General features: G+C 48.9%; 9 protein-coding genes. 1 reads left to right on the top strand and 8 read right to left on the bottom strand.

The window, feature by feature from the left end:
* Positions 1 to 9: 9 nt before the first annotated feature.
* The 4 genes from Q0502_RS12885 to Q0502_RS12870 form a co-directional block, all read right to left on the bottom strand.
* Complete coding sequence (locus tag Q0502_RS12885; RefSeq protein WP_298651337.1) at positions 10 to 3,174, bottom strand: SusC/RagA family TonB-linked outer membrane protein; 3,165 nt, start codon at positions 3,172 to 3,174, stop codon at positions 10 to 12.
* Positions 3,175 to 3,869: 695 nt separating this feature from the next.
* The gene (locus Q0502_RS12880) at positions 3,870 to 5,282 is read right to left on the bottom strand and encodes a THUMP domain-containing protein (RefSeq protein ID WP_298651336.1); all 1,413 of its coding nucleotides are present in this window, start codon (positions 5,280 to 5,282) and stop codon (positions 3,870 to 3,872) included.
* 88 nt (positions 5,283 to 5,370) lie between these two features.
* On the bottom strand, positions 5,371 to 6,846 hold the full coding sequence (locus Q0502_RS12875; protein WP_298651334.1) for a family 10 glycosylhydrolase: 1,476 nt from the start codon (positions 6,844 to 6,846) through the stop codon (positions 5,371 to 5,373).
* A gap of 183 nt (positions 6,847 to 7,029) precedes the next feature.
* Positions 7,030 to 9,099, bottom strand: a complete 2,070-nt coding sequence (locus Q0502_RS12870; protein ID WP_298651332.1) for a cation:proton antiporter — start codon at positions 9,097 to 9,099, stop codon at positions 7,030 to 7,032.
* Positions 9,100 to 9,268: 169 nt separating this feature from the next.
* Here Q0502_RS12870 and uvrA point away from each other — a divergent pair, with 169 nt between their 5' ends.
* On the top strand, positions 9,269 to 12,064 hold the full coding sequence (gene uvrA / locus Q0502_RS12865; protein WP_298651330.1) for an excinuclease ABC subunit UvrA: 2,796 nt from the start codon (positions 9,269 to 9,271) through the stop codon (positions 12,062 to 12,064).
* 154 nt (positions 12,065 to 12,218) lie between these two features.
* Here uvrA and Q0502_RS12860 read toward each other — a convergent pair whose 3' ends face one another.
* Genes Q0502_RS12860 through Q0502_RS12845 form a run of 4 tightly spaced genes read right to left on the bottom strand, consistent with a single transcriptional unit; the run spans position 12,219 to position 14,007 of the window.
* Entirely contained in the window at positions 12,219 to 12,602 is a 384-nt protein-coding gene (locus tag Q0502_RS12860) for a DUF2752 domain-containing protein (protein WP_298651328.1), read from the bottom strand.
* Positions 12,603 to 12,622: 20 nt separating this feature from the next.
* Positions 12,623 to 13,018 carry a CD225/dispanin family protein gene (locus Q0502_RS12855; protein WP_298651326.1) on the bottom strand — a complete coding sequence of 132 codons (396 nt, stop codon included), beginning with the start codon at positions 13,016 to 13,018 and terminating at the stop codon, positions 12,623 to 12,625.
* A 12-nt stretch (positions 13,019 to 13,030) separates the two neighbouring features.
* Complete coding sequence (locus Q0502_RS12850; protein ID WP_298651324.1) at positions 13,031 to 13,594, bottom strand: GYF domain-containing protein; 564 nt, start codon at positions 13,592 to 13,594, stop codon at positions 13,031 to 13,033.
* Positions 13,595 to 13,605: 11 nt separating this feature from the next.
* The gene (locus tag Q0502_RS12845) at positions 13,606 to 14,007 is read right to left on the bottom strand and encodes a hypothetical protein (protein ID WP_298651322.1); all 402 of its coding nucleotides are present in this window, start codon (positions 14,005 to 14,007) and stop codon (positions 13,606 to 13,608) included.
* Positions 14,008 to 14,210 lie beyond the last annotated feature (203 nt).

Below are 14,210 nucleotides of genomic sequence, written 5' to 3'. Positions count from 1 at the left end.
CTCTCCAGTTTAAAATTTAACATTCAAGTTGAAACCAAATCGCCGTGTAGTGGGGTTGGCTGAAAATTCGCCGTATTTACCGCGAAGGTCGTTCCCGAAAGTAGTCATTTCCGGATCGATGAAGGTATTACTACTTGGCGTCCAAAGGAACAGGTTATTGCCGAAAACCGACATTTTCACGCCCATGAAAGGGGTGTTGGCCAACCACCTTCCCGGAAGGTCCCATCCTAAACTTATGGAACGTAGTTTCACATACGACTTGTCTATCAGGAAAGCGCTTCCCAAATCTTCGCCCCCGTTGCCCCAGAACTGAAAGACATTGCTGGAAGCGATGGCTGTTTTGTTTTCGACATAGGATACCGAGCCGTCGGCAGCTACCACTTCGTTTACCGAATTGGGGACAATGAACGTATTGCGGTCGTTGTAAGCCGTTTGAATCGGATTTCCCACGAAGTAGTTGATGTCTTTGGTGCGGGAATACATTTTCCCCCCTTGCCGGATGTCAAAGTCAGCGGAAAGGGTTATCTCTTTGAACCTGAAAGTTGTGGAGACACCCATTTCATATTTGTGGTTGATGGAACCCATTATCTCGTAATCGTCGGCGGCCACCGGGAGCCCATTCGAGGCGTTGACGATGATCCGTCCCTGGTTGTCGCGTTTGGCTACCTGAGCCTTGAACGTCCCGACCGGTTCGCCCACAATGTTATACATCTGCACCTCGTTTACAACGGGGGAAATGTTTACTTCGCCACCCAGTTCTTCGGGCAAGCTAATCACTTTGCTCTTGTTTTGGGTGAAAGTCCATCCCACATCCCAACTGAAATTCCTCATTTCGATCGGCCGGAAGTTGAGGAGTAGTTCTATCCCCTTGTTGCTCACCTTTCCCAGGTTCATGTTCTGGGCGGTGTATCCGGTGGCCGGATCCATGTTCAGCGTAAAAATCTGCTTGTCGGAGTTACGGTCATAATAGGCCGCGTCAATGGAGATGCGGTTTTTAAGGAATCCCATGTTCAGCCCGACTTCCCATTCGGTTGTTTTTTCGGGGCTTAAGTTCTGATTTCCCAATACATTGCCCAAACTGAAAGAGTTGGTGTTTTGCAATGGGAAGTTCAGGTCGCCGAAGCCAGATGAATTGAAATTTCCCTGAATATAATAGGGATTGACCATGTACGGGTTGGCATCATTACCGGTCTGTCCGAAAGCCAGACGCACCTTCCCGAAGGTTATGGCTTCCCTGGCCGATGCCGGCAGCAATTCGCTGAAAACAAAACTGACGGCTGTTCCCGGATAGAAGAAACTCCGGGCTTCTTTCGGGAGGGTCGACGACCAATCGTTACGGGCCGTAAGGGTAAGATAGAGCGTGTTTCGCCAGGCTATTTCCGCCTGTCCGTACACTCCGTACAACCTGCGGAGAGATTCTATCTGCGTGATATTGGGAGTGCTTGCCGAGTTGCTCAGGTGGTACCAGGTAGGTAAGTCAAGCCCATTGACTTCGGTTTGCGTATAGACAGACCACCGTTCGTTGGTGCTAAAACCGCCTACGGCATTAATTTGGAAGTCATTCACCGGCATATCGAAAGTAAGAAGGAAATCCTGGTTCAACTCCCTTCTGCGGTCCATCCTCACCCGCACGGTACCCTCTTCACTTTCAAAGTTGCTACTGTTGGGGGTGTTGGGATACAACGCCTTCAGGTTTGGAGAGCCGAAGTTGTGGTGGCTGTTGGAAGCATCCAAGCCTAAGCGGTACAGTGCTTTGAAATATTTCAAGAAACTGTAATCCAACTCGAACTTTCCGAATATTTTCTCAGCCTTTTGTTGATTCTGGTAGGTTTCCAGAATGTAATAAGGATTCGTAACTCCATAAGGGGTGTAATAATAGCCCGGCGTGTTAAAGGGGTCATTCAAGTCGGCCAGTCCTATAATGCTTACGTCGCGAGGCATTTGGTAGATTGAGTTTACCATGGAAAGCCCCTGCCCGGTAGAGACGAACTTGTTTTCCTGGCTGGCGTAGTTGACCGCCGCGGTAATATTGAGGTCATTCACTTTCTGGCTTCCGCGAAGCGAGAAAGTGTAACGATCATACGAATCGGCGGAGGTGGGAAGAATCCCATTGTCCGTTATTTGGGACAGGGAAACAAAATAGCTGTTGCTTTCGGTGGCGTTATTGAACGAAACGCTATTTGAATAGCGCATTCCGGTATCGAAAAATTCCTTCACATTGTTTTCCAACGCCACGTAGGGTTTCATTTTTTGAGAGTTGTTGTATACATTCCCCCACAACTGCATGGAACCGTCGAAACGCGGTCCCCAACTACCGTTCTCTATCAAGGTGTAGTCGCCGCTCCATCCGATACCAAACTCGTTTTGAAATTCCGGCAGGCGCAAAACGGTTTCGGCTTGCAAGCCGCCGTTATATTCTACGCCCAACCCTTTGGCTCTTTTCTTACCGGTTTTGCTGGTGATGAGTATAACCCCGTTTGCCGCACGGTTACCGTAGAGGGCGGTTGCCGCCGCGCCTTTGAGAATTGTCATGGACTCAACGTCGTCGGGATTAATGGCATTGGCGCCGCTGCCGAAGTCGTATGCTAAGTTCAACCCGTCTGTCGGAAAGTGCGCATAGTTGTCGACGGGTACCCCATCCACCACATACAGTGGCTGGTTGGATCCCGACAGAGAACTTATACCGCGAATGATTACAGAGTTGGAAGCTCCCGGGCTTGAGCTACTGGTTATCTGCACACCGGCTACCTTGCCGGCGATTCCTGACATGATATCTGTTGTGCGGCTTTCTGTTAGCCGCTCATTGTTAACAGTTGTGGCAGAATACCCTAAAGCTTTCCTTTCCCTTGAAATACCCAAGGCAGTGACAACTACTTCATCCAGTATCTCCGCATCTTCCCGTAATATGACCCTCACGTTTGCACTCACGGCAACCTCCTGGGTGGCGTACCCCACGAAGGAGATTACCAGTGTCCCTCCCGCGGGGGCCGAGAGGGTGAAGTTTCCGTCGATATCGGAAACGGTACCCTGTGAAGTCCCTTTGATTTGGATGGTAGCACCGATCACCGGGTCGCCCGATTCGTCCGTCACGATACCGCGTACCTGTGTCTGTGCGATCAAGCTCCCTATTCCTGCAAAGAAAAGGGTTAGAAACACAATTAATTTTCTTTTCATACTCTACTTGTTTTGAAGATTAAGAACTCTTTTGAACAATTTTATTTTTTCTTTCCCTGGTACATATCGAGACATCCGCCAAGCACAAGCCTAACGCACACCTGTTGTGCACGTTCCCGTAAGCAGGAACCCTACGCAGTTGGTTTTTTCTTCGCCTCCTCTTCGCCCGGAGAAGAGCGAGGAAGAAACAGGGTAAAGTTGCGCCGGCAGGCATAAACAATTTGGACGTCTTCCAAAAGAGAGAGACGGAAACATTAGTTATCGATAAAAAGGGTGTAAAAGGAGAACGTACGCCGAAGAGGCGCTTCGACATATAATGGAATGAAGAAATAAAATTGGACGTTAATTGACTGAGAAAGAGGCAAAAATAAAGTTCGGAAAGTTTACAAGAGAATTTGCCCCCCCCCCGTTAAATAATGTTAATGAAGGGCGGTTGCACATACAGAAGACTGTTGAATTTACTTTCATTTACACTTATTTTTTAACCAATCGAGCACAAATGTATATCATTTTCTTGGTATTTCATAATTTTATATAGAAAAAATATGAATTTAACATATTTAGAGAAAGAAGAAACGTTAGGGATAAATTTTTGTCCCTAATTTGTATTCAATCACAAAGACTATGCCTACATTGTTTATCGTTTTTGGGTTAAGGTTTTATTTTTATGCAGATGAATTTCATGGATAAAATAATCATTTACTTCTTAATCGGTTGCCGCCCTTCTTTCTGTTGGGCGCCTGCTTACTGAACTTGCCCTGCCCCCGGCCTTTAGAGGAAAAGGTGTTGCCCGGTCTCGCATCGTCGCTCCTTTTAGGGCGGTACGTGTCTCGCGGTTTTTCCTCACTGGTCTCATTTGCACGGTGAGAACGACGGTACCCCTCTCTGGAATTCCTTTCGGATTGCGCGTCGTAGCCGCCCGACCTACCACTGCCGCGGGGCGCACCCTTTGCCGGGCGGTCATCGCGTTTACCGGAAAATATCTCGTATTCACGCATCTCACACTCCAACGCACCGTTATAGAGGAAAAACCGGTTGGAATGCCTGAGCCCGATCGCATCGAACGACTCCTTCCGGTAACTCAATATATAAGCGCGGTATCCCGCGAAGACATGTTTCAGCCGCTCGCCTATCATCGAATAAAGTTCGTCCAGATCCTCCACTTTAAGGCGTTCCCCGTACGGCGGATTGGTCATCAGAATACCTTCGGGTGCAGGTGCTTCGGTGAATTGCCGGAACGGTTTCACCTCCAGATCAATATATTTTTTCAGTCCTGCATTTTTGACATTCCTCTCGGCAATAGCGATGGCTTTGGGAGAAATATCGAAACCCATAATACGATGGTTAAACTCGCGGGCACCGGAATCGTCATTGTAAATGTCGCTGAAGAGTTCCTGATCGAAATCTCTCCATTTTTCGAAGGCAAAATGTGGACGGTGAATACCCGGAGGGGTGCCTAAGGCGATCATGGCCGCCTCGATCAGCAGCGTTCCCGAACCACACATCGGGTCGATAAAGTCGCTCTCTCCTCTCCATCCCGATTTCAGGATCATGCCGGCCGCCAGCACCTCGTTCAGCGGTGCATCTCCCTGTGCCACCCGGTAACCGCGCTTATGGAGCGACTCTCCCGAACTATCGAGCGACAGGGTGCATTTGTTATGCGCCACATGGATATGCAACATGATATCGGGATTGGATACACTTACTGAGGGACGCTTGTCATACTTCTCTTTAAACCAGTCAGCAATGGCATCTTTTACCCTGTATGCTACAAACTTGGAATGGGTAAAGATATGCGAAAAGACTACGGCATCGATGGAGAATGTAGTGTCTAAGGAGAGGTAATCATCCCAATTGAATTGTTTCACCGCTTCATATACCTCATCGGCGCTCTCCGCCTTGAAAGTATAAAAGGGCTTGAGGATGCGCAATGCTGTACGGCAATGCACATTCGTCTTATACATCAGCGCCTTGTCGCCCGTGAACGACACCATCCGGGTACCCAACTCCACATTATCCGCACCCAGTGCGATCAGTTCTTCCGCCAGTACGTCTTCCAGCTCCGCCAGGGTTTTGGCGACCAGCGGAAATTGTTCACTATCAATCATCCGTTCTCCTTTTAATATGGGTACAAAGATAACATCCGTGAAACGATTTTACCCTATCGCCGGCAAACAAAATCAATATTTCCCTGTTTTACAGCTTCACCTTGGTCTTTGCCGGCTTGCTTTCGTTATGAAAAGCGTCAAGTGCGGTTACCACATAGGTATAACGGGTTCCGCCATCTTCATAAGGAAGTACGAAAAAGTTGTCAGGCGTAATCTTCACAATATTTTCCGCCCGGTTGATATCCACCTTCTCTCCCCGGCGGAAACGGTAGACCACAAATCGTTGTGCCGATTCGGGATCCACGGGAGCCTTCTTATGTTCCCAGGTGAGGAAATGCATATCCTCGGTGTACACGTCCGTCAGTTTCTTTACGGTGGCGGGACGTCCTTTGTACAGATGTGTATATGCGGGAAGCAACGCTTTGGCACGATGAATGTCGGTTCTCAGGGCATCCGCTACTCCGGCAAAATTATCGAGTATCTGGTAGCCGTACCAGTAGCAATTGCCATGTACAAAAGACATTTCGCGTGACTGGCGGATCTTTACGTTTAACTCGTTCTTGTCGATGCTTCGTTTCAGGTCTTGCCCGATATAAAGGTGTTGTTCGAAGTTATTGGCATTCCACCAATGCAGCAGGGTGGTATAATCGGCAGCGCTATGACCGATCTCCCAATAGAGTTGCGGCAGGTTGTAATCGATCCACCCTTTCTCCACCCACAGTTTAATATCGGCATACAGGTCGTCGTAGTTCTGCAAACCGTTGGTATCGCTCCCGTTCGGGTCGCTCCGCTTGTTCCGGTAAATCCCGAAGGGGCTGATGCCGAAACGCACCCACGGTTTGGAGCCGGCAATAGTCAGTTTTATCTGCTGGATAAGCAGGTTTACGTTGTTACGGCGCCAGTCGCCGCGCTGCGAAGGGGAAAACCCCTGCGAAGCAGCATACATCCTGAAACTGTTGTCGTCGGGGAAAGAGGCTCCCGCTATGGGATAAGGATAAAAATAGTCATCCATATGGATGGCATCCACCTCATAGCGTGTAACAATATCACGCACCACTTCACATATAAATCCCCGGTTTTCAGGCAGCCCCGGATCAAAAAACAACTGGTTCCCGTACTGAACGAAACGCTCCGGATGTTTCCAATAGAGATGGCTTTTTGCAAGCGTATTGTTGGTATTGGTCTTTACCCGATAGGGATTCAGCCAGGCGTGGAACTCCATCCCCCGTTTATGGCACTCTTCGATGAGAAAAGCCAGAGGGTCGAAGGTGGGATCGTCGGGCGCTTTCCCCTGTTCACCGGCCAGAAACCGGCTCCAGGGTTCCAGTTCCGACCGGTAGAAAGCGTCGGCTTCGGGACGGATCTGGAAAATAACAGCATTGATGCCCGCTTCATCGAATTTCTGCATCATAGCGGAAATATAATGCTTCATGGCGGCACTGTTCATCTGGCTGTAACGCGATTGCCCTACTGTCTGCACCCATGCGCCGCGAAATTCGCGTTTCGGGGCAGCATCGGGAGTATGCGTCAGGGATTGTTTTGCAGTGCCACAGGCAGTGATCATCCCAATAATAAACAAAAAACAACTAAATCGAACAAACTGATTCATTTTATCAATTACCAATTAATTACCATTAAATCCATTTATTACACACTCAAATTCCTAAATTTTGAATTGAAACAACATTCGGCGGAGCCAAAATCGACGTAGTCAGATCTTGAATCTTGAAATTTTAAATCTTAAATTCTACGGAATAAAAATATGATCATCGGTTTCCAGCAACTGATCTGCGAAATGTTGTTTGGGATAGACAACGATACGGTTATGGTGTGGGAAACGGTTCTCTAAGCGGGTCGGCAGACTCTCCAAAACCGGGATATGGGAAATATATCCGATGTGAGCTGAAACCAGCATGATCAAATCATCTTTTTTGATCAGGTCGCCGCAGGACAACGGGTTGTTCCAATCCACAAACGGCTGGAAAGTAAAATTCCCCGCTTTTTTCTGTCCGGAAATGATCTTCTGCGTATCGGGATGTCCCAGGTGCAGTACCGGGATGGACAACTCAGAGGAGAGTTTTGTCACTTTACTCACCCACAGCCCGAAGCCATCTTCTTTTTCAGCCAGGGGCGGCGAGATCACCACAATCCGTTTGCTTAAAATAAGATTTTGTTCCACATGGCAGACAAACAGATTCTTATCCATATTCTTAATGATCAGGTCGACTTTCTCTCCCAGCAGTTTATCCCATAGCCCCGCTTTGCCCGGCCATCCCAAGATCACGATATCCGACATCGTCTCACGTGCTGTGCGCACAATACCATCCGCCGGATTATGGTCGATGGTAGTAATAATATCTACGTTCACCTCAGCCGCCGTAGCTCTGGAAACAAGATCCTGCAACTGTTTCCTGAAGCTCACTATATTTTTTTCCGCCTCCTGGTTGTTGGGCACTACCCCCAACAGTGAGACGGGATTCACCGATTTTTTATCTTTCAGCAACAATGCCAGTTCCACATGCTGACCGATATTGGTGGGGTTAGCAATAGGCACCAGAATTTTCTCCTGGGCAAATTCGCCCATGGAAGAGGGCGTAAGGGGTTCGTTCTCCTCGCTGATCGCTATCTTCCTGGCTGCCCTTTGCGTATAGGCCGAAGCCACGATACAGGTAAGAAGGATAAGGATAATGGTCCCGTTCAGAATATATTCATCCAGCAGATCCGCCCTGTAGCCCACAAGAATGATGGCCAGCGTAGCAGCTGCATGTGAACTGCTCAGTCCGAAAATAAGATTTCTCTGGGTATTTGAGTAACGGAATGTCTTTTGTGTCGCCCATGCCGCCAACCATTTCCCCAGCAGCGCTACCAGCGTAAGCGTCGACGCCACGATAAGGGTACGTGGCCCGTCCAGTACCACGGTGATATCGACCAGCATCCCTACCGAGATCAGAAAAAAGGGGATAAAGAGCGCATTCCCGAAGAACTCAATCCGGTTCATCAATGCCGATGAATGAGGGATCAGCCTGTTCAGGGCCAGTCCCGCGGCAAATGCCCCGATGATGGGCTCAATTCCTCCCAGTTCTACCATGAAACCGGCAGAAAATACCACAAAAAGCACAAAGATAAAGGTAGAATATTTTTCGGAGGTAGCTCTCTTAAAAAACCATTTGGCAATGCGGGGTACTATCAGGAAAATAACCAGTGAGAAGAGCGTTAGCGAGAGTAGCAACCTTATAAGGAAACCGGCATCCAGTTCCCCGTTGCTGTTGGACAAAACCAGTGCGAGGATAATCAGCACGGCCGTATCGGTAAGGATGGTACCTCCCACCGTAATTGCCACGGCCTGGTTACGTGCAATCCCCATACGGCTCACAATGGGATAGGCTACCAGGGTATGGGTAGAGAACATACTTGCCGTAAGGAAACTGGCATTCGCATCGTAGCCGAGCAGATAATGACAAACAGGGTAGCCGACGAGCAGGGGGATACCAAAGGTGTAAAAACCAAAAGCGAGACTTCTGTTCTTATGCAGCACAAACTCACCCAGATCGAGTTCCAATCCCACGATAAACATAATATACAGCAATCCTATGGTGGAAAACATCTCCACACCGGCATGGGTATTATCGATCCAGTTAAGCCCGTGGGGACCGATAATAACACCCGCCACGATCAGCCCGATGATACTCGGCACATTGATCCGTTTGAGGAGGATGGGCGCCAGAAGCACAATCGCCAAAAGCAGCGCGAAGATCAATACCGGGTTGGAAAACGGTAAGGCAAATTCATGTTGTAATTCTGAAAGAAAAGCTTCCATAGGGTGACTCTTGAGATTTGGGAACAGATTCCGGAAGGTAGATTTCCACATTCAGCAACAAAAATAATTCTTTTCTTTGATTTATCGGGCGACTGATCCCTTTTTATCACCCATGACCTTTATCGAGAGAGATAAAATCCTTATCTTTGCGGGTTATAGCAAAGGTTATATGAATAATCCAAAACAGATCGAAATAAAAGGTGCACGCGTCAACAACCTCAAAAACATCGACGTAAACATCCCCCGCAACACTTTCACGGTTATCACGGGACTCTCCGGATCAGGAAAATCGTCACTGGCATTCGACACGTTGTATGCCGAAGGGCAGCGGCGTTATGTAGAGAGCCTCTCGGCTTATGCACGGCAGTTCCTCGGGCGCATGAACAAGCCGGAGTGCGATTATATACGGGGCATTCCCCCTGCCATCGCCATCGAACAGAAAACCACCTCCCGCAACCCGCGTTCCACGGTGGGTACTTCTACCGAAATATATGAATACCTGCGGTTGCTTTATGCCCGCATCGGCAAGACCATCTCACCTGTTTCGGGCAAGGAGGTAAAACGCCATTATGTCCATGATGTGGTGGCAAAAATGGAAGAATACCGGGAAGGTACCCGCATGGCGGTCCTGTCGCATATCCAGCTGAGGAACGGGCGCGACCTGCGAAGCCAGCTGGAGATACTGCTGAAAGAGGGTTTTACCCGTGTGGATGTGGGAGAACAGTTCTACCGTATCGACGAACTGTTGGAGCAGAAGAAGTTGCCACCCGTAAACGAGGTGTTACTGGTGATCGACCGGCTCTCATGCTCTTCCGATAAAGCGACGGTGAACCGGCTGTCCGACTCGGTAGAGACCGCTTTTCTGGAGGGCAACGGCGAATGCATTGTCCGTTTCTGGAGTGAGAACGGGATTGAGTCGTTCACCTTTTCCAATCGTTTCGAGGCGGACGGTCTCACGTTCGAAGAACCCACCGAGATGATGTTCAACTTCAACAGTCCCGCCGGCGCTTGTCCCAAATGCGAAGGGTTTGGAAAGGTGGTGGGTATCGATGAGAACCTGGTGATTCCCGACAAGAGCCTCTCGGTACAGGAGGAGTGCGCACAGTGTTGGAGGGGGGAAAAGATGAGCGAATGGAGAAAGGAATTCGTACAGAATGCCTACAAAGTCGATTTTCCTATCCACCGCGCCTATTATGACCTGACGGATGAGGAAAAGGATATCCTCTGGAATGGGCGTCACGACTTTAGCATCTACGGGATCCACGATTTTTTCGGGATGCTGGAAAGGAATCTCTATAAGATCCAATACCGGGTCATGCTGGCGCGTTACCGCGGCAAAACCACCTGTCCCCTGTGCAAGGGATCGCGGCTCAAGCAGGAAGCGTCATACGTAAAAGTGGACGGGAAATCTATCACAGAACTGGTCATGTTGCCGGTAACGGAGTTGAAAGAGTTCTTCGATCAACTTGAATTAAACGAAACCGACGCCGTCATCGCGGAACGGCTTCTCACGGAAATAAAGAACCGGGTACGGTTCCTTCTGGATACAGGGCTTGGCTACCTCACCCTCAACCGTCTCTCGAACACCCTTTCGGGCGGTGAAAGCCAGCGTATCAACCTGGTGTCGTCGCTGGGCAGCAGCCTGGTGGGATCGCTTTATATCCTCGACGAGCCGAGTATCGGGCTTCATTCACGCGACACCCACCTGCTGATCGGCGTATTGCGTGAGTTACAACGTATGGGCAACACGGTGGTGGTGGTGGAACACGATGAAGAGATCATCCGTGCCGCGGATTACATCATCGACATAGGCCCCAAGGCGGGACGTCTGGGAGGAGAAGTGATCTATCAGGGCAACGTGGCCGAGCTGGAGAAAAAAAGCGACAGCTATACCGTCAAATACCTTACGGGCGAGGAGCGGATCGAGATTCCCGGAATCCGCCGCAAATGGAATAACTACCTCGAGGTGAAAGGGGCCCGACAGCATAATCTGAAGAATATCGACGTAAAATTCCCGCTGAACGTGATGACTGTGGTGACCGGCGTCAGCGGTTCGGGAAAATCGTCGCTCGTGAACAATGTCCTCTTCAATGCCCTGCAACATCACTATAAAGGCACGGCGCTGGAGCCTGCCGAATTCAACGGCATCGGGGGCGATCTCAAGCTGATGAAAGGAGTGGAATATGTAGATCAGAATCCCATCGGGAAGTCATCGCGTTCCAACCCGGTAACCTATCTCAAGGCATTCGACGAGATCCGAAAACTCTTTGCGGCACAGCCGTTGGCAAAGCAGATGGGTTTTTCGCCGGCCTATTTCTCGTTCAATGTGGAAGGGGGCCGCTGCAGTGAGTGTAAAGGCGAAGGAACCATTACCGTGGAAATGCAGTTTATGGCCGATATCCGGCTGGAATGCGAATCGTGCCACGGGAAACGGTTCTCACCCGAAGTACTGGAAATAGAGTACAAAGGAGTGACCATTTATGATGTACTGGAGATGACGGTAAACCAGGCGATCGACTTTTTCGGACAGCAGAAGGGGGCGACAGAGAAGAAGATCGTAAAAAAAATGCAGCCCTTACAGGATGTAGGGCTGGGATACATCAAGCTGGGACAGTCTTCCTCCACCCTTTCCGGAGGTGAGAACCAGCGCGTAAAGCTGGCCTTTTACCTGGGCGAGGAGCAGGCGCAACCGACTGTCTTCATTTTCGACGAACCGACCACCGGCCTGCATTTCCATGATATCAAAACGTTGCTCCAGGCGTTTAATGCGCTTATAGAGCGCGGGCATACGGTGATCATCATCGAACACAATATGGAGATCATTAAATGTGCCGATCATATTATCGATATCGGGCCGGAAGGAGGAAAAGCGGGAGGTTATGTAGTGTGTGAAGGAACGCCGGAGCAGCTCGTGCAGTGTAAACAATCATATACAGGCCGTTTCCTGAAGGAGAAACTACGTTAAGAACAAGTTAATTATTTGGTTATTAAACCAAAACCGTCTATATTTGTTGAGTTAGGCCGACTATAAGCGAATTTTTCGGGATCATGATACGGATCATGTACTTAGATCATAATCCTCCTTAAAGAGGCAAAAGATTTCCTGAGGAAGTCCGGATTTATAATAGATTTCTCAAGATCCAATAAGCAATTATTACAACTAACAGCACGACAGCCGACCACTTGTCGAAAAAGAATTTTTCAATCCCGGGATATCGCTTTTTCCCGCCGAAATACTCCAGATAGATCCCCAGAAATATATACGGCAACGCCAGCACCATAAAAGCGTTGTACTTCAGCGCGGCTCCGATATCGAGATGCAGCAGGCTATGGACGGCCCTTTGCGAACCGCATCCCGGGCATTCGTAGCCCGTCACAAGCAAAAAGGGACATTTCGGGAAAAGCGGCTGCGCCTCCGGGTCGAAAATATAAAAAAGATAAAGCGCCGCCACAAGCAAAACACTTACGGCAGCGCCTATTGCTATTTTTAGTCCTTTACCCACGATACCCCGCAGAAAAGCGTTTAAAAATTATAACCGCTTGCATTGTTCTCGATGATATTTTCCATGTATTCCGGCAGATTACCGGTAACAACCAGGATTACCCAGAAGATCACATATAACAGCGCCGCTCCGACGGCAATAAGGGTCCACATCTTTGCTTTCTGGGCTATCCGCTCCGCTTCTTCGTACTTCCCGTTAAAGTAGAGTGAATCGACTTTTGCAGCATAGATGATCCCCACAATCCCGAAGGGCATACAACAGAGTAAGGTAGCCACAATAGACTGCCAGAGCCAGTTGTTCGGTTTCAACGGGGGGATATCGTATGCCGGCGGCTCTTGCGGCGGAGGAGGAGGCATCGGAGTCCGGTCTTCCCTGTCGGGAAAGGTCTGTAATTCGGAGTCGTTTTGATATTCCATTATTTTTTAGGATTAAGTATTCAGCAAATCACTCATCCCGGCAAGCCCCGAAAGGGAACCGATGAACACGACAAACAGTATTATGCCGATCACGATCAGCGCTATCCAGCCGATGGCGATCCACATGGCTATTCTGGTCCATTTCGCCGCAGAGCGGGAAGATTCCAGCGAGGCGGCGTAGTCGCCCCTGTTATAGAAAGATTCCACCTGTGCAGCATATACGATACCGATAATCCCAAGGAGACTCAGCACACTGCTGCAAAGCATAAACGGGAGAATAGTCACCAGGATCGACTCCACCAGCCAGGTTTTTGGCATGGGTCGGTGTGTCTGCGGTCCCGCCGCCTCTCCGGGCCGGTCATACCGGACGGCAGGCTGATCCGCAATTACCTGAGGCTCCCTGTATGTATCGGAAAACAGGGAGTACAGCTCTTCAATTTCTTCTGCACGTCTCCACTGCTCCATACCTTGTGTCCACACAAGCGTATCACGTTTTATCCCCTCCCGTCTCAGTTCTTCGGGGGAGAAGGTTCCTTTTTGCTTTCCTTCAGCGTCGATGTAAAAATAGCGGTTCATAGATATTTATTTTACTGGTAATCTTCGGGTGTAATCCGGAGTGAACGGATAGTCCGTCCGCTCTCGTCATTGTAAACATACTCAAGGGTTACATTGTTCTTCTTGAAAATACGAAGATCGGGATGCGATGAGAACTTTTTTCGGATATTTTCCTTTAATGACTGTAATTCATCTCCCACCAATGAATCAGGATTCGATGTATTCAATACCGTATAGTGATAACAAAATATATTCCCGGATGTCACGGAAGCCCCTTCAAACCGGGTGTACCGGTTGAGCATCAGCGGAGCCGATTCATTGACGTTGGCAGCCATCTCTTCAAGCTTCCTGTGGAGTGCCTTTTCGTCAGAAACACACCGGAGAAGAAGCAAAGAAAGGAAGACAAGGCAAAGAATGAAAATAATTTTTCGCATACTTGAATTTTATACTACAAAAATAAAAAAGTTTAGGAGAGATAAAAAATAGAAAGGGTTTTTTTTGTTCCGCAGGGTAAAAACTCCCGTTTTCCGATAAAGCATTTTACCCTCCTCAAAAGCATTCGGCAGAATGTCTCTCGACACTCTGCCAAACATGTTAACCTTAAATCTAATACTATTATGAAAAAACCACGTTGCAA

Origin of the sequence: uncultured Proteiniphilum sp. (assembly GCF_937873925.1) — a bacterium.
In the GTDB taxonomy this organism is placed as follows: Bacteria; Bacteroidota; Bacteroidia; order Bacteroidales; family Dysgonomonadaceae; genus Proteiniphilum.
This window is presented reverse-complemented; position numbering and strand designations above follow the sequence as displayed.